This window comes from Chitinophaga sp. 01L420, from assembly GCF_056399985.1.
Window position 1 is genome coordinate 142948 of sequence record NZ_JBFTSK010000025.1, and the last position, 21498, is coordinate 164445.

Genomic DNA, 21498 nt, shown 5'->3' on the forward strand with positions numbered 1-21498 from the left:
ATGAGCGACGTTATCCTGCAAGCCAGTCATATCAACAAGTACTTTCATGATCCGGTAACGGTACCGGTCCTGAATGACCTGAGCATGTCTGTCAATAAAGGGGAGTTTGTGGCGGTAGTAGGGAAGTCAGGCTGCGGAAAATCTACCTTGCTATACATTTTATCTACTATGGATACTGACTATGAAGGGCAGATCTGGATTGAACAGGAGCTGGTGACCGGTCAAAAAGAAAAGCAACTGGCGCGGATCCGCAATGAAAAAATAGGATTTGTATTCCAGTTCCATTATCTGCTCAATGAGTTCACGGTATTGAAAAACGTGATGTTGCCGGGATTGAAACTCAATAAATATCCGGAACAGGAAGTAGAGCATCGTGCCATGGAACGTTTGCGTATGCTGCATATAGAAGACCTGGCACTGAAGAATGCGAACCAGCTTTCCGGCGGACAAAAACAAAGGGTGGCCATTGCCCGCGCGTTGATCAATGATCCTGCCATTATTATGGGGGATGAACCTACCGGCAATCTCGATAAGAAAAACGGACAGATCGTATTTGATATCTTCCGGGAGCTGGCACTACAATACCATCAAACCCTGTTGATCGTTACGCATGATCCGGAGTTTGCTGAAAATACCAACCGTATTATAGAAATGGAAGACGGCAGAATTATCCGTCAGTAACCTTACAATAATTTTTTCGCGGCATCTTCCCAGTTCAGGATCCGCTCATAGCCTTCTTCATGCACGTTATGATGTCCATGATACAGGTAGGCTTTCCCTTTGAAGTTGGTGAAATTACGTGTCAGATCATCGATCATGATATCTGTTTGCGCAATGGATTTATCCCCGCAAAAGCAGTACTGTTGCCAGCCCAGAAAAGGGAAGAATTCCTGCAGCCAGTCGTACTTATCTTTGAGTGAGTTGGGGAACTCCATGGCGGCAGAGAGAATATATACTTTATATTTTTTATTCAGCTCTTTCACTACTTCCCGGGCGTTGGGAAATATTTCCAGGTCGCGGAAAAACCCGGGAGTGTTGAGGTATTCTTTTATTTTGGCTTTATGTTCTTCCGGCAAAATATCTGAGAGGGTTTTGCCATGTAGTTCTTCAGTGGTAAATGTTTTGCCATAATCCCTGTAATACCATGCTCTGGCTTTTTTGATGGGGTCGGCAATAGTTTCGTCCATGTCTATGGCAATAGATAGCTGCATCGTTTCCAATTTTAATGCAGCTAATATAATAAAAAAAGAGCGGAGGAAATATCCTCCGCTCCGTTTAAAGACGTTTCAGCATAATATGCCGGTATTCCACTTTCATGGGTGGACCCACATGTACTTGTACACCCAGCAAGCCTTTGGCTTTGCCGTTTACTTTGTCATTGTCGGTTACCTCACTCATCAGCACATCATTGATGTAGTGTTGTAAACGATTACCTCTCACGATAAGATGACATTTATTCCAGTCTTCACTTTTAATCAGTGTTTGCAGGGAATCGCTGCTACCCAGGGAGCCGGTTACCAGGGCGGTGGTCCAGGCGTTGTTTTTGATCCCCTCCTGCAATGAGGTGGTGGGAGCGGGAATCGTGGTTTTTTGTCCGCGATAGGCGAGCGTGGTGCGTCCACGTTCTTCGTAGTTTTGGCCGGTATACCGGTTGGCGCCATCAATATCTGCCTGATAGCCCTTGAGGGCATGTGGTACATTTTCTACCGGCACACTGCGATAGTTAATGCCACTGTTGCCACCGCTGGTAATCCTGAACTCACAGGTGAGCTCAAAGTTGGCTGGTTGTCCGCCCTGCCAGATAAGAAAGGTATTGGTTTTGAGCAATGTTGCCGGTGTTACTTCACCTACCAGGTTACCATTTTCTGCACGCCAGTGAACGCCGTCACCTTCCCAGCCCTTTAATGTTTTGCCATCAAAGATTTCAACGAAACCACTATAGTTGCCCATGCTGCTGACGGTCTGGCAGCTGCTGGTGGAAAACAGCGCGGCGGCTGCCACCAACGGAATAAACAGGGCACTGGATCTTTTCAGCATAGTTGTTATTTTAAGATGTTTGTTTTTCGTATATCCACCGGCGATAGTTATGCAGCATCTGTGTTTTTCCAGGTGCCGCTGTTGGCCGAGTCCAGTACTGCCTGGCAAACTTTTTGTGTTTCCAGCGCTTCTTTAAACGTGGGAGAACACGGCGTGCCGGTTTCCAGGCTTAACAGGAAATCTGCTACCTGGTGAACAAAGGAATGTTCGTAGCCGATGCCCAGTCCGGGTACCCACCATTTATCCATATAAGGCTGGTCGCCATCTGTTACGTGGATAGAACGCCATCCGCGCAGCGTAGCGTCGTCCGCGTTATCGAAGTATTCCAGGCGGTTTAAATCATGCAGATCCCAGCGGATAGATGCATGTTCCCCGTTGATTTCGAATGTATATAAAGCTTTATGTCCGCGTGCATAACGTGTTGATTCAAAGAGTCCCAGCGAGCCGTTATTAAAGCGGCACAGGAAGGAACAGGCATCATCAATATTTACTTTTTCCACCTTGCCGGTGAGCTGGTGCATGCGTTCTTTTACAAAGGTTTCTGTCATGGCGGTAACGGTAGAAATACTACCATTCAACCATAATGCAGTGTCGATACAATGGGAGAGGAGGTCGCCCAAAACACCGGAACCGGCCACGTCTGCATCCATGCGCCAGAGACCTTCGCCGCCTTGTGGCAGGTTGGCGTTAATGGTCCAGTCCTGCAGGAAATTGGCGCGGTAATGAAAAATGCGTCCCAGTTTCCCGGAGTCGATGATTTTTTTAGCTAAGGTAACCGCTGGCAAACGGCGGTAGTTATACCATACCGTATTAGGCACCCCTGCTTTTTCGATAGCAGTTACCATGCCTTCAGATTCCGCCAGCGTTCTTGCCAGCGGTTTCTCACAAAGGATCATTTTGCCGGCAGCCGCAGCAGCGATGGCAATTTCGGCGTGCATATCATTGGGTGTACAGATATCTACTGCATCTATGTCTTCCCTGGCCAGTAAGGCTTTCCAGTCGGTTTCTACTGATTCATAGCCCCACTGATCCGCAAAAGCGCGGGCTTTACTTTCGGTGCGGGAACATACTGCTTTCAGCACCGGCACATAGGCGAGTTGAGGAAAGAAATTCTTTACACGCAGGTATCCGTTGGAATGTGTTCTGCCCATAAAGCCACAGCCTATTAATCCTATCCTCAGTTCTTTCTTTTGTGTCATAGTTGTCACTGATTATGTTGTTGAAAATCTATTCCTGCCAGCCATGCAACTGACGTACATTGATCATGGCGGTGAGGATATCATTCCAGGTTTTTGCCTGGGTCATCACTGCATTGGGAAACATACAGCCATCCCAGCAGATATGCCGGAACGCTTTGGTGAGTTCCCCTTTGTCGTCACGCAGCCAGTAACCTGCATCCACGGCGATGTTCAGTTTGCCGTTGGGATCAGTGGCGAGGCAATGTCTGCCTGTTTTATCGTGTGAGCCGGTGCCATGTACGGTACCATCATTTTGTGCCACATGAAAATCGGTCGTCCAGGGACGCAATGCATTCGTGAGCGTACGTAATCCTGTTGCCAGGGCGTCCCGGTCTTTCCAGTCAAAATCTGCCGGCAATATGCGATCCTCCGGGCTATTATATCCCAGCAGGTACAGGAAGGTATGCGACATATCCGCCTGGAAGCCAATATTAGGTCTGTCTACCGCCTGTAATGTATCCAGCATTGCTTTCCAGCTATGCATGCCGCCCCAGCAGATTTCGCCCTCTGCAGCGAGTTTTTCGCCATAATCAGCGGCTACGTCGCAGGCTTCCCGGAAAGTTTGGGCAATCAGTCTGGTGTTGCCGACAGGGTCCTGGGCCCAGCTTTCAGGGGTGGAGGCAGCGTCGATACGTACAATGCCATTGGGCCGGATGCCCAGCTCCCGGAGGCGCTGGCCTACATGGCACGACTTACGCACCTGTTCTACAAACCGTGCCCGCTCTTCTTTACTGCCCATCGCTGAGCCACCACTGGGCGGCCAGATAGGCGCTACGAGGCTACCTATTTCCAGGTTGTAGGAAGCTACTTTATCTACCAGTCTTTTGAGATCATCATCAGAACTATCTACGGATACATGCGGGTCAAACAACCCGATGTCGATGCCATCGAATTTAACGCCGTCTACTTCGGCTTTGGCTGTCATGTCCAGCAGGGTATCAAATGGAATGATCGGTTCTGAGCCATTTCCCTTGCCTACAATGCCCGGCCAGGTGGCATTGTGGAGTTTTGGATAATTATTTTCTTTCATAACGCAGATTTTTGAGTCAGTAATTACAGCACCAGGTCTGGGTTACCCGGACCAAAATGTTTCAGCATTACAATAGGATCCGTGGCAGAAGTATTTACAATGGTAACACCTGTGGTGGCTGCAGCCTCGCTGATGAAAAATTCATCATTGGTGAGCTGTCCGTAACGGATGAGTGCAGGGGTTTCTATATCCCATGCGCCCATTTTACCGTGGCCCTGCATCACAATGATGCCGTAGGCAGCACTGTCTTTTATCACTACTGTGGCGCCGGGTGCTACGGTGAGTTCTTTGGCGCTGAAAGCATCTGATTTATAACATACCCAGTTTTCGGTATATCCGTTTCCGTTAGCGGCCAATTTAGGTGGCATAAAACGGTTTTGGAATTGGTTCGGGTCTACGTTCAGCTCCCAGTCTATCACATCCATGAGCGCATCATAATCGCCGATGCTTTCTTTGGGCGTACCGTTCCAGAGAAGTACTTCCGGTACAATGGCTTCGTTTACGAGCGACTGGTACATCGCGAATACATCGGAAGCTTTTTGTGGTTCATAGGTGCACAAGCTGCCGGGTGCATGTAACAATCCCGGCGGTACATCCCACCCGGTGCCGGGTTCCAGCCGGTATGCCTGAGAGTAGTTGGTGATTTTGTTATCGCCTTTGGTGAAATTCACGAGGCATTCTCTGATCTGTTCTTTAGTAGTACCAGGGGCAATACCCATAAACGTATAAGGGAAATCACCACCATGGTTATTCAGCTGCGGTGGAAAGTAGTAGGCTTCCGGTTTGCCGGCTTGTCCTATCAGCGCTGCTTTTTCATCGTTATGATGAATATGATGTGGGAGCGGTCCCATATTATCAAAGAATTTGGAATACATGGGCCAGGCGCCGTATTGATCCCAGAGTCTTTTGCCAATCAGTTGGTCTTTTAATTCGCTGATGGCATCTTTTAATAAAAACTGTTGGGTACCGTTGCCATCACTCACTACCACCATGCTTAAACCTTCATTTTCGCCCGTTAAAGGCCCGTTCTTTGCCGGAGTGGTAGAGGACAGCCAACGTTCATCGATGCCGCCTCTTTCGCCTCCCAGGATGTAATAATCATCCGGGTGTAATTTGATCCGCCGGCCTGGCACACAAAATGATCTGGGTACCCAGTTTGGTGCCAGTCGGAGAATCCCTTGTCCCTGTTCGAGTGCTTTTGCAGCTAAACTTAATTTTTCCATGGCTTAATGATGTATGGAGGTTGAAAGATCAGTTTTAAATTGTTCAATGGCGGCGGCAGTATGCAGCAGGTCTACCTGCAGTTCATAGTGTCTGCTTTCTCCCGGCTCCAGCATAATCAGCGTACCTTCCCTGCGGGCCTTCGCCTGCCCGGTAGGTGGATGGGTACCGGGTTCCAGCCCCATCACATACTCGCCTTTGCCCCAGTGCTGCCAGTTGGTGAGCATGGGCAACTGCTGTTTTTTAAAACGCAGGGAAAGCGCCAGCGCTAAGCTGGCATTGTGAACACCGCAGGTACACCATCCATCGGCGCCGGCGGCAACGTCGATGATGGCGGCTTCTTCTCCGCCACCAGCATGACTATCCTGCGGAGCCATACATTTTTTGTAGCTATTATCCTGCCGGAAGATGTGATCCGGATTGCCCGCACGGGAGCGCCAGTCGCCCTCCCAGCAGATGTCTGCACCTTCGTCTACCAGCGGCCAGCCAAAGTTGAAGTGGTACAGCAGCATATGTGGCGCGATAGTATTGCCTCTGTTAATGACTTCATCATGTATGCGGATACCCGCTTTACCAAGTGTGCCGGAGATGGTACGTTTCAATACCAGCTGAGGACCCAATACCTGTACCTGCTGCATAACGCCGGTAATGCTCATCTCCATCTGACCATTTACCGGATCGGGTTGTATAATGGAAATGATTTCCGCCGGCGTATTACTGATAGGGCCATGCAATCCGCGTTCCCCATATTCATCTGATTCAGGGCCGCCTACATGAGTGAGGCCACAGGTGGTCATTAATCCACCGCCAAAGGTTTGGAGCCAGTCCAAACCTTTGGCGGTTAATCTTTGCGGTGCGGTAACGCCACTATGACTGATCCAAGCCAGGCTATGCTGATTGAAAAAAGCATCTGCAATATCCATGGCCCGATCTATCACTACCTTGTACCGTAACCCGGCGCCGGTATTGATCCAGGCGACGCGGGTGCCCCTGCCGGGGCCATTGTCCAGCACCGCCGTTTCTATACCGCCCAGTTGTAAATGGTTCGATAGCTTATGTTCCCATGCCTGTTTTTGTATAGCCATCCGCGTTATTTATTTTCCGGAAAAAAAATATTATTTACTTGCCTGCTTCGGTTTTGCAAATACAGCATCCTCTTTGTTGCCACCCGCTTTCAGGTAAGCCAGCAGGTCTCTTAGTTCATCTTCATTGAGACGGTTAATCAGTCCCGGCAGCATCACAGAAACTGTAGACGTTTTGGTGCCGGCTACTTCGCTCTTTTTCAACTCCCTCGTTTCGGTTGTCGCAAAAGGATTCTGGGAAATGATGTATTTATCTTTGTCCTGGCTCACCAGGCGACCTACTACGGAACCGCCGTTCTTCAGCGAGAAAACAGTGGCGCCATACTGATCAGAAATGGTTTTGCTCGGATCAATGATCGCTTCCAGGATATCTTTGCTGGAAAAACGTGTACCCAATTGCGTTAGGTCCGGACCAGCTACCCCGCCTTCGCCACGCATACCATGACAGGAACTGCAAAGAGAAGTAGCAAACATGGCTTTACCCTGTTCAAAATTGCGGTTGGTTAATCCACTGTCTACCACTTTCACCGCTTCGTCCAGCTTCCAGTTTCTGCCAGGACCTACAGGCTGCGCATAACCCTGGGCCAGGTTGCCATTGCTGTTCAACAAGGAATCACCGGATACCTGGTTGAAATGTGCAAACTCACTTTTAGGAAGGTTGGCCAACGCATTTTTACGCGCATTGTTAATGAAGCCAATAAAACTATGTCCACCTTTATACGTAAACGCATGATAGAACCATTGGAAATATTGCTCCTGTAATGCGGGCGTCCAGCCATTCTTTGCCTGACTTAAAACTGTCGCATACCAGGTTTGTTGTAATGGCGGCATTTTAGAAAGCATACCTGCTATATCCAGCCCATACTGTGGGTTACGCATAATCAGGTCGGCAGACTGCATGGCTGTTTTTTGTGCAGCTGTATCATCTTTGGCCGCAGCCAGCAAAGCCATGGTTTTTTCTACCGCTTTGGGTGCATCCAGGTATACCAGTACTTTGCTCAGTGACCTGTTGAGGTCATTGTTGCCGGCCGGATACTGTGGATCGAGATAGGTGGCTATTTGCGCAGATAAGGCAGCATCAGGTTTACCCATGCGCACAAATACCAGCTCAAAAGCACGGAGCAGATCTATCTGTTGGGAAGGCGACAGCTGTGCGTAATTAATGGTCATGAGTTGTGGCAGCAAGAGTTTCTTCACATCTTCCTTACCCTGACGGGCCAGCGCAATGCTGCCCTGAATCATCGTTTCAGGATCTTTCTCCTGCAGCACTTTATTCTGCCACTGGCTTACCGGTTGATTTTCGATGGCGACTCTCGCGGCAAAACGGATGAAGCGATCATCGTTTTTCAGGTAAGGCCATGCGAAATCAACGGCGCCCGGCTTAGCACCACCGTGATACGCTTCCAGCTGTTTGCGGATGTTAGCGCCTTCGGTAGGCGTAGTCGCTGCCAGTGGTTCGTTACTTTCTTTATTGTCTTTATAATATACACGATACAGATCTGATTCCAGTCTGCGGCCACCGGTGAGGAAATACAAAGCGCCATCGGGACCAATCACACCATCTGTCAGCGGCAGCGGAGATCCGGAAAGGAATTCTTCCGCGCTGGCTTTATAGGAAGCGCCTTCGGGCTGCAGATGGATAGCGTAGATAATACCAAAGCTCCAGTCAAAAGCAAATAATGATTTGCGGTATTTCTCCGGGAAACGTGCTTTGCCACCATAGATGAGGTTAGTAGGAGAGCCCTGACCTATATTTAATAACGGAGGTAAATTATCCGGATAGGCAGGAGACCATTTTTCCGTACCCGGGCGCCAGCCATATTCACTGCCGCTGCTCACCTGGCAAATGCGTGTAGGACGATACCAGGGTGTACCAAAATCCCACTCCATATCAGAATCATAGGTGAACATATCACCCTGATCATTGAAGGTAAGATCAAAAGGATTGCGGAAGCCGGAGCTGATCAGTTCCCAGCTGGTACCGGTAGAATCAATGTGTGCAATCCATCCGCCATGGGTATTCACCGTATTATCGTGACCGTTAGGGTCTTTGATAAATGGCAGGATGTTATCGATGTTCGTGGAAGGAGGCACCTTATAGGTATTCATCTCCGGGATTTTTGTAAAATTCCCGGCAATCACATAAATGGATTTTCCATCAGGTGACAATACAATGCTGTGTGGGCCGTGTTCTCCTTCGCCATCCAATGCTTTGATCAAGGTCACTTTATCAAACTGATCATCGCCATCAGTGTCCTGCAGGCGATATAAACCACTGCCCTTGTTGAAGCGGTCATCGCTGTTATGGTTCACCATTACATACAGGCTGTTGAATGCATAAAGCAATCCCTGCGCATAACCCATGGACACTTTTTGGGTAGACGTATCGTTGCCGATATTCAGCTTTTCAATTTTCAGTTTAGACGAATCTTCGCCTACAGCAGGCAATTGAAGCCGGTAAAGGAAGCCATACTGATCAGACACAATCATGCGTCCCTTGTTATCAAAAGTCATGGACACCCAGGACCCCTGCTTATTGTCGCCAGGACTGTACAACCGTTCTGCCTTAAAATTATCAGGTAATTTTAAAGCATCAATTTTCGAATTTCCTGTTCCCTTGTCTTTTGACGTTGAGTCGTTTCCGTTATTGCAGGCCACCACCGTTATAAAAACAGTGGAAATAAGCACTAGTAGCCTGAATGGTCTTTTTTTTAACGTGGTCATAATATGTTCTTGAATAAGTTCCTGAGATGATACTATTGATATGGGTCGTTCAGTATAGCTGTAGTAATATAGTGAACGTTTCCCCTTTTTTTCTATTTTTTTTACCAGCCGGTATTTTGTTCAAATCCATTCAATCTTATTTCTCTTTCAGGAATCGGATATAATAACTGGTACGCCTGTATGTTATAAGAAGCAGGGCTGAGCCTGGTCAAACGCTTTTTCTCTTCAATGCCATGCGCAGTCATTACAGACAAGGCTTTGCCGGTGCGAAGCAGCTGGTACCAGCGTTGATCTTCAAACGCCAGCTCTACGCGCTGTTCGTGGAATACGGTATCACGGAAAGCCGACTGACCTAATGCAGGCACCGGATCTAATCCGGCGCGTTTACGCACCGGGTTTATATACTGCAGCGGGTCGCCATTACCGGTTTCGTTGATGGCTTCTGCGAGCATCAGCAGCACCTGTGAGTAGCGGTATACCGGCCAGTTCTCATTGGCGCGACCGTCCAGTGCATAGGGCGGATGATAGAATTTACGGATGAGCGGTAATTTACCCCCGAAGGCAACGGATTCTGCAAAAGCAGCATTGGTAGGACTATCATACATGAAGATAGAGGCATCCTTTCTTTTATCCTTTGGTTCATACGCATTTACAATGCTGGGTGTAGGCATATTACAACCACCGAGATTGCCGTTGAAGCCGGTCAGGTCTTTTTTGCCATTACGTGGACCAAAAACGAAAATGAAATTGCTGCTTTCTGTTTCCAGACCGGAGTTATACTGCACCGAGAAAATAGATTCTGTATTATTCTTTTTTGCGGGATCAAAATTATCTGCATAATTATCCACCAGCGAATAATTCAGCGCCACTACCTGTTGCAGGGTGGTCACCGCTTTCGGGTAATCTTTCATGGTCATATACACATCGCCGAGCAGTGTTAACGCTGCTCCTTTCGTAGCTCTGCCGGTTTGGCTGCTGCTGTAGCTGGCGGGTAAACCAGCGGCGGCATCGGTGGCATCTGCAATGATCTGTGCATATACTTCTGCTACACTTGCTTTTTTAGGAGTGGAAGCCTGCTCCGGGCTGGCTACTTCTTTTACCAGTAGTGGCACACCGCCAAAAAGACGCACCAGGTGAAAGTAGTACAGGGCCCGGAGGAATTTGGCTTCACCGGTATATTGTTTTTTAATTGCCTCGTTTGCAAATGGTACCGCATCGATGCGGGAAATAATGACATTGGATTGCTGTATGTTATAATACAATTGTGCCCAGGTATTATTCACATAGTTATTGCTGTTGGTGATCAGGAACTCATCGATTTCTTCCCGCTGTTGCGCACCGCGATCACTTTCATCATATTGGTAATTGGTGTTGTCAGCTCTCATTTCGGACATGGCCCAGTAGTCGCTGGTATAAAAACCCTGTAATTGTCCATAGCAGCCATTTACGGCACGTAGTATCTGGGCTTCTGTTGTATAATAATTGGATCCGCTGGAAAAAGAATTTGGTTTTACATCCAGCATACTGTTACATCCATTCAGTGCGATCGCTAAAAGCGCGATAAAAGGTATTTTCGTTTTCATGTTGCTATTCTTTTAGGAACTGAATTAAAAGGAGAGATTAGCGCCCAGTGAATAAATTCTTGGAACCGGATAACTGGAATAGTCGATGCCCGGTACCAATGCGCCACTACCGCCTTTACCCAGGTAATTGGTGACTTCCGGATTGCCACTGTATTTAGTGAACAGGATGGCATTTTGTACACTCAGATATACCCTGGCACTTTGTACAAATCCAAATTTCGGCAGACTGTAGCCCAGCGTAATATTTTTCACCCAGGCGTAGTTGTTTTTTTCTACAGTCAGTGAGCTTACATCTCTGTACATCACTCTGCCACGGCCGGAACCATTGGTAGTAGGCACTTTGCCGTTGCCAGGATTGGATTCTGATCTCCACCTGTTAGCGACATCTTTTCTTACGTTGAATACACCATCTATATTACCGTTGTAATCATTGGTGGCATGTAGACGGTCAGCTCCCATAGAACCTACCACTAATACACGGAGGTCAAATTTTTTGTAGTTCAGGATATTGGTTAAGCCCCAGTTGAAGTCCGGATAAGGATTGCCGATAATGGCAAAGTCTTCCCGCGGATTAATCACACCATTGCCATTGATATCCTTGAAACGGATATTACCAGGAATCGCACCCGGAAATGCCGGTCCTTTGTCTACTTCTGCCTGGTTCTGATAAATACCGTCAAATACATATCCGTACAGCATCGCCAGCGGTTTGCCGACCATGCTTACGTTGGTGGGATTACCTTCACTGGAGTTACCGGAATAAATAGGTGCATTATCTTTTCCTAACTGCAATACTTTGTTGCGGTTGAAGGAAATGTTGAAGTTAGTAGTCCAGGTAAATGATTTGCTTTCCATGTTGCGGGAAGAGATACCAATTTCAAGTCCCTTGTTTTCCATGTCGCCCTTGTTCTGTGTTACGGTGGAGAAACCACTGGACTGAGGTACTTCTACGTTTAACAGCAGATCCTGGGTGTTTCTTTTATACGCGTCAATGGTCAGGTAAACGCGGTCTTTCCACAGTCCAACGTCAACGCCTATATTTAATTCACGCATTTTTTCCCAACCCAATGCAGGATTGCCCAGGGAATTCATTACACGGCCACCAGCCAGTGCACCACCCAGTACATAATCACTGGTACCGATGTTGCTCATGTAAGAGTAGTTACCAATATTGAAGTTACCGGAGAAACCATAAGAGGCTCTTAATTTGAGGTCACTGAAAAGGCGGGAGGATTTCATAAAGTCTTCCTGCGAAATACGCCATCCCAGCGCTACAGAAGGGAAGGTGCCCCAGCGGTTTTCCGGTCCGAACCGGGAAGAACCATCGCTTCTCACCGTAGCGGTAACCAGGTATTTATCTTTATAAGCGTAGTTGACCCTGGCGAGATAAGATAACAAGGCCCATTCTGTTTTGTCGGTACCACCGGTGATGGTGGCTGCTCCGTTTAATGTTTTAATATCATCGTCGGGATAATTGGCGCCATTGAAACCGGCATATTGTTCTTTTTGTGATTGCACGCTATAGCCGAGTAACCCGGTGAAAGCATGACCATTGCTGGTATTATACTGATAGGTAAGTGTATTTTCGTTTAGCCAGTTCAGGTAGTTGCCACTGTTGTAGCCACCGGAAGGAATACCAGGCGGAGCTGTGTTGGTGCTGCCAATGGTAGAAGGAATGAAATATTCCCCGGAGCCTTCCTGGTAGTCTACGTTAAAGGTAGATTTGAATTTCAGGTTCTTTATAATTTCGTATTCACCATAAGTATTAAACAGGATACGGGTGCTCTTGGACTTATTAGTGACGTCATTGAGGAACATCACCGGGTTGGGAAGTCCAAAGGTACCAGGACTCTGGATATAAGCATTGTAGCTGCCATCTGGTTTGTAGATAGGTTCAATAGGGCTGGCAATACCGAAGTATCCGCCACGGCCTTCCCCGTTGGTGTTGCCTTTGCGGGTAGTGTAAGAAGGAGCTACGTTAAAACCTACTTTTAATCTGTCTGAGAGATTGGCATCTACGTTAGCTCTTACAGAAAATCTTTTGTAACCGGAGTTGATCACCACACCATCCTGGTTATAATAGCCGGCAGAGATATAAGTCCTGATTTTTTCGGTACCACCACTTACGCTCAGATTGATGTCCTGCATAGGAGCCACACGGGTAATGGCGTCAAACCAGTTGGTACCTTCGTCGATCAGTTCCGGATGACGATATATTTCCGGAATGTCTGCATCGGTAGGTTCGCGGTGTTCAGTAAACCGGATATTATCTTCTATCGCTTCTTTTCTGAACTGCGCGAATTCCTGTCCGTTCATCAGCTCAGGGCGTCCTTTCTTTGGAATCTGCTGCAGGCCGTAGTTAGCGGAGAGTTGCACGGTTGGAATACCCGAGCTGCCTCTTTTGGTAGTAATGAGCACTACACCGTTGGCGCCTCTGGAGCCATAGATAGCCGTAGCGGATGCATCTTTCAAAACCGCCATAGACTCTATATCCTGTGGATTGATGGCATTCATCGGATCAGATACCTGGTCGGAAGAAGATGCCAAAGGATAGCCATCCACTACGTATAGGGGCTGGCTGCCGGCACCTACTGCACCAATGCCACGTACCTGTACCTGCGGACCGCCCCCAGGGATACCATTGGAGGTACTTACCTGTATACCGGCAATCTGCCCGGCCAATGCCTGGTCAGGACCCGCTACCGGCATGTCTTTTACATTTTTCATAGATACAATACCCACGGATCCCGTTACATCCTTTTTTTGCTGGGTACCATAACCTACTACCACCACCTGGTTCAGCAATTTATTGCTGGACTCCAATTGTACACTGATTTTGGTACGGTTACCTACGTGAATCGTTTTAGTAACATAGCCGATAAAACTAAAAACAAGTGAATCAGTGCTGCTGGCAGCAATCGTATATCTGCCATTAGCATCACTAAAAGCGCCCTGACTGCTTCCCTTTACGCCGATGGTAACACTGGGAAGAGCAGAACCGGCAGCTGCATCTGTTATTTGACCGGTGATAGTATTCTTTTGTGCGTAGCCAAGTGAACAAATGAACAGGAGTAATAAAGTGGCCCCATAACGTGCTAGACAGGCATATCCTTTACGACAAAGGATGTAAACTTTAATCATAACGAGTGGAATTAGATTGGTGATGAAACGGCGATTCTTAACGGAAATAAATTTAGGTGAAGAATAATACATTCCTGTCCTGTTGCGTCCTGTACTGTCCTGCACTGTCCTGTTTGAAGACCGCTGATCCTTATCTGTTCATCTTTACTAATCTGCATTAGTAATGGCAGGAAAAAAATGTTATTTTCCCACTGCATTTATCACTGGCACTCCGCCAATGCCTAAACGCTTTTAAAATCTGATCCATGAAAATGAAAAAATTAAGTTGGCCGTTAATGGCATTTTTTATGATGTTGGGCACTGCTGCTTTTGCACAGGATACTGTGGACGCTGAGGCCAAACAGCAACAAAAAAATGAAGAGCTGATGAAACAGGACTGGGCCTGTCTGAAATGTTTCCAGGAAGACAATGCTAAAGTAGCAGCACCTAAAACCGGTGAAAAAAGGGTAGTGTTCATGGGCAACTCTATTACGATTGGCTGGGGAAGTCTGAACCCGGAGTTCTTTACGGGTAAACCGTATATCAACAGGGGCATCAGTGGACAAACCACGCCCCAGATGCTTATCCGCTTCCGTCCTGATGTAATTGACCTGCATCCCAAAGTGGTAGTGATCCTGGCCGGTACCAATGATATAGCCGGTAACACAGGCTATACACCGATTGCCACCATTTTTGGGAACATCGTATCCATGGCGGAACTGGCCAAAGCCAATGGCATCAAAGTGGTACTCTCCTCTGTACTGCCTGTATATGACTACCCATGGCGCAAAGGACTGGACCCTGTCTCCAAAATTGCAGACCTGAACCAGCGTATTAAAGCATATGCCGCCAAAAATGGCTGTGTATATCTTGACTATTATACCGCAATGGCAGATGAACAAAAAGGATTACAAAAAGCGTTGACCTCTGATGGTGTACATCCTAACAAGGAAGGCTATCTCGTAATGGGTCCGCTGGCCGAAAAAGCAATCGCCACCGCCTTAAAAAAGAAATAATTGAAAACCTGTCAATTACTCCTCACCGGATTACTGGTGTTGGCAACCACCTGTGTGGCTGCACAGCAAAGCCTTTCCGCTCGCCTGGATTCATTATTGTCCACTAAAAATGTACGCGAATTCAGCGGTGTAGTCTTGATCACGCAAAATGGTAAACCCATTTACGCTAAAAGTAAAGGGTATGCCAACAGAGAAACGAAACTGCCCATCTCCCTGGATAGCCGCTTCACTGTGATGTCTATCAGCAAACAGATCACCGCCGTAATGGTATTACAGGAGGTAGAAAAAGGACATATACAGTTGCAGCAAACGCTGCATACTTATTTGCCTGCATTGAAAGAGAAATGGGCCGACAGCATTACCATTCACCAACTGTTAAATCATACTGCCGGTGTGGCATGGTATGATCAGCCGCTGGCATTTACGCCGGGATCAAAGCTGGCGTATTCCAATTTCGGATACGTATTGCTGCAATCTCTGCTGGAGCATGTTACTGGTAAGGCTTATACCGTATTAACAAAGGAGCTGTTTAAAAAGGCGGGAATGCTGCATTCCGGCGTACCTCCAAGGGCGCAGGCCATACAAGGCTATGCAGAAAATAAAGACGGAAAACCGGAGGCAAAGAAAGGCCCGCTGCCGGAATTACTATTGGGCGCCGCAGGCGTGGTATCCACGGCTCCTGATCTGGCGCGTTGGAATGAGCAATTGCATAGTGGTAAATTACTGCATGACAGCACCTATCAGGCGATGATCACCGTATGGGCGCCAAGGGAACATCCCGTGGTAGGACAAACGGGTGGCGGTTATGGCGTGATGGTTAATGATAGCAAAGACGAAATAGGACATACCGGTTACTTACCGGATCTGGGATTCATCGGTATTAACTTTTACTATCCGGGCACTCATAGCAGTATTGTGGTATTGGAGAATGTGGCGGGCAGTGCAACAGACATCGGAAGAGCTTATTATTTCGAGAAAGCCATCCGGGAACTGGCGTTGCCGGTAGTGAAAGGAAAGTAGTACAGTTCATTACATAATTCCACTGCGACAATATGTTATTTTTTTGCTGTAGTGTTTTCTAATTTGAATATTTTCCCTTAATTTCATTACTCACCAAAGAAAAGGAGGTATTCATGCTATCTACAGAATATTCATGGACACCTAAGGTTAATTTAGTTTAACCCGGGCGGCTCCATAAAAGAATCTGTTAACGCTTTGGCGTTAAAGGCATCCTGGCATAGCCGGGATGCCTTTTTCATGGTAGTATTCGCCGGCATGCTGCCGCTTCTTTCTGTAATATTTCAGTGGCATCCAGCGCATCATCTTCAAAGCGGTTGTGACCTGTAGACTCTTCATACACCCATGCTCCCTGCCGGAAGTAATACCAGCCCTGGAAATTGCTTTCATAGGTATGCGGCACCCGTTGGCCCGTTGAGTCGAAGTGTGGCCCTGAAAACTCATTATACACACAGAAGAGTGCATTGTTTTTATAGTAGTAAACAAACAACTCTTTGCCTTCATCATCCTGCCCCTGCAGGGTCATTTTTATCAGGATGCTATCTCTGTAAAATCCTGTCAGCTGCCTGTTGGAGCCATGTATATTTAAATGGGAGATATCCGCTTTCGCCGCCACTTTTTTCAGCGACTTGTCGGCATCTATCTGCCTGCATATTTTATTGATAGCAGCCGTTTTTTTATTTTCCGGCTGGCAACGGGCATCATGGGGGGTAAGCAGCCACAGAGAAAGCAGGAAGAAAAAGCAATATTTCATATCAGACTTTTGGAAAAGATAGGATTAATTTTTCGTAGCAGGAAAGCCGCTGCTGTACTGTTTTTGCTGATATAGTAATTTTTAATATTTTTGTGAGACGAAAAACAAATTGTTTAACCCAAAAAAACAAATTAGATCTCATGGCTTTTATTATGGTGGACGTGGAAAGTGACGGACCTATACCGGGCGATTTTTCTATGATCTCATTCGGCGCTGTACTCGTAAATGAACAGCTCAACCAAACTTTTTACGGTCAGCTGAAACCCGTTTCCGATAAGTATATCCCAGAAGCATTGGCGGTTTCGAATCACACCCGCGAAGAAACATTGACCTTTGATGATCCGGCAACGGTGATGTTGAATTTTAAGAACTGGATAACGGCGGTATCTAAAGACCGGCCCATTTTTATCAGCGATAACAACGGTTTCGACTGGATGTTTATCTGCTGGTACTTTCATCATTTTTTGGGTGAAAACCCTTTTGGATTCAGCTCTCAGAACCTGGGTAGTTTATACAAAGGAATGATGAAAGATACGTTTACAACGTTTAAGCATCTCCGGAAAACGAAGCATACCCATCATCCGGTCGATGATGCGAAAGGTAACGCAGAAGCGTTGCTGACAATGAAAAGAGAACTTGGACTAAAGGTGAAGTTCTAATGACCTGCAGCGGCGTCATCGCTGCAGGTCTGTTATTGCTATCGCAAACTCCTGATAGGGTTCACCAGACCGGCTTTTATGGCCTGGTAAGCAATGGTGATACCGGCAATAGCCACAGATACACTGATCGCAATCAGGAAGGTACCACCGCCAATACTGGTCTGATAGGCGAAATTATCCAGCCATTTATGCATCACGAACCATGCAACAGGAGCGGCTACGCAGAAAGATAGCATGATCAGTATAATAAATTCTTTGGCAAAAAGTCCCACAATATCAAGCAGAGAAGCTCCCAGTACTTTGCGGATACCTACTTCCCGCGTACGTTGTACTGCTGCAAATGCCACCAGGCCGTATAATCCCAGGCAACCAATCAGTATAGCAAGCGCCGAAAACAATTTGAAGGCAGTATATAGTTTTTGCTCCTGTTTGTATAAACCGGCAATACGATCGTCCAGGAATTCATACGAAAACTGATCCTCAGTAAAGAGTGCCGACCAGGTTTTGTCGATGCCAGAAAGTATATTACGCATATTGCCCGGTTGTATCCGTATACAGGTGGTTCTAAAGCCATTGGAGTTGTATTCCATTACACAGGGTCTTCTTTTCTTATAACGTGACTCACTCTGGAAGTCTTGTACCACGCCGGTAATCAGCGCCGTGCGGCCATTGACACGGAAGCTTTTGCCAATAGCTTTTTCGGGTATTTGTATGCCAATTTTGTGGAGCAGCGTTTCGTTGACCAGTACTCTGCGTACCGTATCTGCTTCCGTCAGTTTACGGAGATTTTCGCCTGCGAGCAGTTTGATGGAAAACATATCCAGGTATTGTTCATCAATGGCTTTCATCTCCGTTACATCGTCTTTGATAACACCTGCTTCCGGGCAGCTGAAGGGAGCGAATCCACTACCGCCGACCGGAGGTCCGGAGGCAAAGCTCAGTTGCTTTACACCGGGATTGGATAATAATTGTTCCCGTAAAATATCGCGTTTTTTGCTGTCCGGTACCCGGAAGGACACAACGGCTTCTTTATTAAAGCCCAGGTCCTGGTTTTGCAGAAAATCCATCTGGTAGCCTACAATGAGGGTACCGGCAATCAGGAGCTGCGAAATCCCAAATTGGGTAGAGACTAATATTTTACGTAAGCCTAATCCTTTAATAGTGATGCCTGTATTACTTTTGAGAGAGGTGGCAGGTTGAAAGGCCGATTGCACAAAAGCAGGATAAAGACCAGCTAAAAGTATAACCGTTACTGTTAGCCCAGCCAATGTCAGCAGTATTTGCGGCTGTAATAATTGTGCCCCTCCGATCTTAATACTCATCCAGGAGGCCATTACCGGCAAAAAGAGTGCGGCGGCAATGGTGCCCAGCACAACAGCGGTCAGCACCAGCAGGGTGGTTTCTGCCAGAAATTGCCGGATCAGTTGCCCGCGGTAGGCCCCCAGTACTTTGCGTACACCAACCTCTTTGGCGCGGCGTATAGCCTGCGCCGTAGCCATATTAATGAAGTTAATGCAGGCGGTGATAATAATGAAAAAAGCCACCATCCCAAGACCCCAGTAAGTTTCTTTGCTCACGGTAGGACTGGCAGGATTTTCCAGGTAGCGCTGATCAAAATGAATTTCTTTTAATGGCTGCAATAGTAAGGTCGCTTCACGCCCGATATCTGCCCCCCAGTTTTTGGTGATAAATCCCGGTATCCTGCGTTGCAGCTGTTGCGCATCATATTTTTCCGGGAGCACTATATATGTACTGCCACCACTGATCGAATAAAATTCTGATCGCTTCAGCACATCGGCTTTAATAGTTTCATAGGAAACAAGGAATATAAAAGGCACACTGCTATTAGTGGGAGGATCTTTCACGATACCGGTTACTGTCAGATTTTCTTCGTTGTCCAGGTTGATCACCTGACCCATTGGGTCCTTATCGCCAAAGTATTTTTTGGCAATTGTTGCTGTCAGCACTACTTCGTTTGGCTCTGACAAAGCGGTGCGTGGATCTCCTGCCACCCATGTGTAATCAAAAATTTTGAGGAAGGCCGCATCCGCGAACGCATATCCTTTTTCATTATACCGCGCATTACCGGTTTTTACCAGCCCATCTCCCTGGTACCAGTACTGTGAAACCTGCTCCAGCTCCGGGAAGTCGTTACGCAATGCAGGCACCACTACCAGTGATACACTGGAATTATAATCCAGCGCATGCAGGGTAACCCGGTAGGTACGATCCGCTTTTTTGGAAAAGCTGTCATAGCTCAACTCATTCCGCACAATTAAAAATATAACCAGGCAAGCGGCAATACTTAACGTTAATCCGAATACATTCAGAAATGTATAGCTGAGATTGCGCCGGATCGTTCTGAAGGCTGTTTTTAAATAACTGGTGAACATGGAATGTGTTTTATGGGCCGGAGAGCAGGGCGCCAATGAAATGCCATTTTGTTAAATAGCTGATTTTCAGCGAGTAGGGAAGTGGTGAGTTAACTAAAATGTCCGCTTTTGGAGGCCGGGTGTTCAATACTGAACAACCGGCAGCAGGTTAATATGGGTGGCAATTATTATTTGAGCTTATTCTTTCTGAGGGAGTATTTATAAAAGTCTTCCACTTTTTTCCGTGCCCATGGCGTTTTCCGCAGGAACTTTAAACTACTTTGTACAGAAGGGTTACTGGTGAAGCAGTTAATTCTGATTTCTTCTCCCAGCACTTCCCAGCCATAACTCTCATAGAGATGTGTTACTATTTTCTCTAGTGTAAGCCCGTGCAGCGGATCATTGGATTTTTCTGGTGTTTGCATTTTTTTCCGTTTAATGCCCCAAAGGTACAGAACCTTGACCAAAATAAATTACAGGGAAGCCCGCATGGTTACATAAAACGGTACTTCAATCTGTGCCCTTGAATGGTCCAGGATCAGCTGTGCAGCCATTTCTCCCATGCACTTGAAATCAGTGGAAATAGTAGTAATGCCGTTCAGGATGAATTTCTTCAAGGGTGTTTCGTTATAGGAAATCACGCCTACATCTTTTCCTATCTGTAAATTCAATGATATGATTCTTTCTATCAGCAGCACCAGGTCATTTTCCCGCAGGTTAATATATACATCTCCCGGCTGTATATCTTCTTCTTCAATCTCATTTACTTTCTTGCTGTTGAATGCATAGTTCTGGCAGAACTGAGCAAAACCTTCATATATTTCTTCCGGGTAATAAGTATTTTCCGGATAAATGATTTTGAGGGTATGATACTGCTGTAGCTTATCCCTGGCCTGTTCCAGCGCACCATAAATATCTTCCTGGAAGTTTTCATACACTGCTCCGTATTCACCGGTGACCCCTTTCAGCTTTTTATCCAGCAGGATTAATTTCTCTTTGGGAATAGCATTGATCACTTCATCCACATGTTCCCAGCGTTCCCTGAAGTGAGGGAGGATCACTATATGTGTATATTCATTGATGTTCTGCGACAGCAGTTTCTTAAACAAACTGAAGTCGCTGTTGTAAATATAAAAGTCGATGTTCGCCTGTTCGCCTAATTTATCAGCGAAGGAATCATAAATGATTTTTTTGTGTTCGCTCAGTTTGTTGAACAGGAGTAGTATCTTAAACTGCTGATCAAGGTTGGTATGTTGTACATAATAACCTTTGCCAGGAACAGATCCCAGTATCCCCAGGCCTTTCAGGTATTTATAGGCTTTTTCGGCGGTGTCTCTCGATATTTCAAATGCATAGCTGACTTCATTGATAGAAGGTAAGATATCGTCCTGCTGAACTTTCTGGTCTACTATTGCTTTAATAATAGAGTTGGCCAGCTGAAAATATTTAGGCGTGGCAGAGAAGTCATCTATAAACAGGTATTTGAAAATCGGATGTTGTTTCATGGCTCAGTTGATTATTAGTCACGTGGAATTAGCTGTCAGCAACTTTTCCCGGCAATGATAGTAATTTAAATTTACAATTGGTAGAGGATATTGGAAGCATGACAGTCCATGACAGTTTAAAATTGTACATGCTTTATTTT

17 protein-coding genes are annotated in these 21498 nt (G+C 46.6%); 4 read left to right on the forward strand and 13 right to left on the reverse strand.

The features are described 5' to 3' along the window. Positions 1 to 681, forward strand: a complete 681-nt coding sequence (locus tag AC1DP6_RS22195; RefSeq protein ID WP_477056780.1) for an ABC transporter ATP-binding protein — start codon at positions 1 to 3, stop codon at positions 679 to 681. 2 nt (positions 682 to 683) lie between these two features. On the opposite strand, the gene AC1DP6_RS22200 is transcribed toward AC1DP6_RS22195, so the two are convergent. The 9 genes from AC1DP6_RS22200 to AC1DP6_RS22240 form a co-directional block, all read right to left on the reverse strand. After that, positions 684 to 1211 (reverse strand): 5' nucleotidase, NT5C type, encoded by a 528-nt coding sequence (locus AC1DP6_RS22200; RefSeq protein ID WP_441574935.1) that lies wholly within the window; start codon positions 1209 to 1211, stop codon positions 684 to 686. Positions 1212 to 1275: 64 nt separating this feature from the next. Further along, entirely contained in the window at positions 1276 to 2037 is a 762-nt protein-coding gene (locus AC1DP6_RS22205; protein ID WP_477056781.1) for a 3-keto-disaccharide hydrolase, read from the reverse strand. Positions 2038 to 2084: 47 nt separating this feature from the next. Then, positions 2085 to 3236, reverse strand: coding sequence for a Gfo/Idh/MocA family protein (locus tag AC1DP6_RS22210; protein WP_477056782.1), 1152 nt, complete (start codon positions 3234 to 3236; stop codon positions 2085 to 2087). 28 nt (positions 3237 to 3264) lie between these two features. Continuing rightward, complete coding sequence (locus AC1DP6_RS22215) at positions 3265 to 4305, reverse strand: sugar phosphate isomerase/epimerase family protein (RefSeq protein ID WP_477056783.1); 1041 nt, start codon at positions 4303 to 4305, stop codon at positions 3265 to 3267. 23 nt (positions 4306 to 4328) lie between these two features. Beyond that, complete coding sequence (locus AC1DP6_RS22220; RefSeq protein ID WP_477056784.1) at positions 4329 to 5528, reverse strand: class I mannose-6-phosphate isomerase; 1200 nt, start codon at positions 5526 to 5528, stop codon at positions 4329 to 4331. Positions 5529 to 5531: 3 nt separating this feature from the next. After that, positions 5532 to 6611 carry an aldose 1-epimerase family protein gene (locus tag AC1DP6_RS22225; protein ID WP_477056785.1) on the reverse strand — a complete coding sequence of 360 codons (1080 nt, stop codon included), beginning with the start codon at positions 6609 to 6611 and terminating at the stop codon, positions 5532 to 5534. A gap of 30 nt (positions 6612 to 6641) precedes the next feature. Further along, positions 6642 to 9332 (reverse strand): c-type cytochrome, encoded by a 2691-nt coding sequence (locus AC1DP6_RS22230; RefSeq protein ID WP_477056786.1) that lies wholly within the window; start codon positions 9330 to 9332, stop codon positions 6642 to 6644. A gap of 101 nt (positions 9333 to 9433) precedes the next feature. Continuing rightward, positions 9434 to 10915: a RagB/SusD family nutrient uptake outer membrane protein gene (locus AC1DP6_RS22235; RefSeq protein WP_477056787.1), complete on the reverse strand. Its 1482-nt coding sequence runs from the start codon at positions 10913 to 10915 to the stop codon at positions 9434 to 9436. Between the two features lie 24 nt (positions 10916 to 10939). After that, positions 10940 to 14056, reverse strand: coding sequence for a SusC/RagA family TonB-linked outer membrane protein (locus AC1DP6_RS22240; protein WP_477056788.1), 3117 nt, complete (start codon positions 14054 to 14056; stop codon positions 10940 to 10942). Between the two features lie 251 nt (positions 14057 to 14307). On the opposite strand from AC1DP6_RS22240, the gene AC1DP6_RS22245 reads away from it, so the two are divergent. Next, complete coding sequence (locus AC1DP6_RS22245) at positions 14308 to 15051, forward strand: SGNH/GDSL hydrolase family protein (RefSeq protein WP_477056789.1); 744 nt, start codon at positions 14308 to 14310, stop codon at positions 15049 to 15051. Next, entirely contained in the window at positions 15052 to 16071 is a 1020-nt protein-coding gene (locus AC1DP6_RS22250) for a serine hydrolase domain-containing protein (RefSeq protein ID WP_477056790.1), read from the forward strand. It begins immediately after the preceding gene. Between the two features lie 235 nt (positions 16072 to 16306). On the opposite strand, the gene AC1DP6_RS22255 is transcribed toward AC1DP6_RS22250, so the two are convergent. After that, positions 16307 to 16822, reverse strand: a complete 516-nt coding sequence (locus tag AC1DP6_RS22255; RefSeq protein ID WP_477056791.1) for a hypothetical protein — start codon at positions 16820 to 16822, stop codon at positions 16307 to 16309. Positions 16823 to 16962: 140 nt separating this feature from the next. On the opposite strand from AC1DP6_RS22255, the gene AC1DP6_RS22260 reads away from it, so the two are divergent. Next, entirely contained in the window at positions 16963 to 17481 is a 519-nt protein-coding gene (locus AC1DP6_RS22260) for a 3'-5' exoribonuclease domain-containing protein (protein WP_477056792.1), read from the forward strand. A gap of 38 nt (positions 17482 to 17519) precedes the next feature. Here the strand turns inward: AC1DP6_RS22260 and AC1DP6_RS22265 are convergent, their stop codons facing one another. From AC1DP6_RS22265 to AC1DP6_RS22275, 3 genes are all read right to left on the reverse strand, one after another. Continuing rightward, on the reverse strand, positions 17520 to 19874 hold the full coding sequence (locus AC1DP6_RS22265) for an ABC transporter permease (RefSeq protein WP_477056793.1): 2355 nt from the start codon (positions 19872 to 19874) through the stop codon (positions 17520 to 17522). 167 nt (positions 19875 to 20041) lie between these two features. Continuing rightward, entirely contained in the window at positions 20042 to 20278 is a 237-nt protein-coding gene (locus AC1DP6_RS22270; RefSeq protein ID WP_331960378.1) for a VF530 family protein, read from the reverse strand. A 48-nt stretch (positions 20279 to 20326) separates the two neighbouring features. Then, positions 20327 to 21358, reverse strand: a complete 1032-nt coding sequence (locus AC1DP6_RS22275) for a winged helix-turn-helix domain-containing protein (protein WP_477024692.1) — start codon at positions 21356 to 21358, stop codon at positions 20327 to 20329. Between the last annotated feature and the right edge of the window lie 140 nt (positions 21359 to 21498).

Coding starts and splice junctions, on each gene's coding strand:
- AC1DP6_RS22195 (WP_477056780.1), top strand. CDS start 1: ATGAGCGACGTTATCCTGCAAGCCAGTCATATCAACAAGTACTTTCAT.
- AC1DP6_RS22200 (WP_441574935.1), bottom strand. CDS start 1,211: ATGCAGCTATCTATTGCCATAGACATGGACGAAACTATTGCCGACCCC.
- AC1DP6_RS22205 (WP_477056781.1), bottom strand. CDS start 2,037: ATGCTGAAAAGATCCAGTGCCCTGTTTATTCCGTTGGTGGCAGCCGCC.
- AC1DP6_RS22210 (WP_477056782.1), bottom strand. CDS start 3,236: ATGACACAAAAGAAAGAACTGAGGATAGGATTAATAGGCTGTGGCTTT.
- AC1DP6_RS22215 (WP_477056783.1), bottom strand. CDS start 4,305: ATGAAAGAAAATAATTATCCAAAACTCCACAATGCCACCTGGCCGGGC.
- AC1DP6_RS22220 (WP_477056784.1), bottom strand. CDS start 5,528: ATGGAAAAATTAAGTTTAGCTGCAAAAGCACTCGAACAGGGACAAGGG.
- AC1DP6_RS22225 (WP_477056785.1), bottom strand. CDS start 6,611: ATGGCTATACAAAAACAGGCATGGGAACATAAGCTATCGAACCATTTA.
- AC1DP6_RS22230 (WP_477056786.1), bottom strand. CDS start 9,332: ATGACCACGTTAAAAAAAAGACCATTCAGGCTACTAGTGCTTATTTCC.
- AC1DP6_RS22235 (WP_477056787.1), bottom strand. CDS start 10,915: ATGAAAACGAAAATACCTTTTATCGCGCTTTTAGCGATCGCACTGAAT.
- AC1DP6_RS22240 (WP_477056788.1), bottom strand. CDS start 14,056: ATGATTAAAGTTTACATCCTTTGTCGTAAAGGATATGCCTGTCTAGCA.
- AC1DP6_RS22245 (WP_477056789.1), top strand. CDS start 14,308: ATGAAAAAATTAAGTTGGCCGTTAATGGCATTTTTTATGATGTTGGGC.
- AC1DP6_RS22255 (WP_477056791.1), bottom strand. CDS start 16,822: ATGAAATATTGCTTTTTCTTCCTGCTTTCTCTGTGGCTGCTTACCCCC.
- AC1DP6_RS22260 (WP_477056792.1), top strand. CDS start 16,963: ATGGCTTTTATTATGGTGGACGTGGAAAGTGACGGACCTATACCGGGC.
- AC1DP6_RS22265 (WP_477056793.1), bottom strand. CDS start 19,874: ATGTTCACCAGTTATTTAAAAACAGCCTTCAGAACGATCCGGCGCAAT.
- AC1DP6_RS22270 (WP_331960378.1), bottom strand. CDS start 20,278: ATGCAAACACCAGAAAAATCCAATGATCCGCTGCACGGGCTTACACTA.
- AC1DP6_RS22275 (WP_477024692.1), bottom strand. CDS start 21,358: ATGAAACAACATCCGATTTTCAAATACCTGTTTATAGATGACTTCTCT.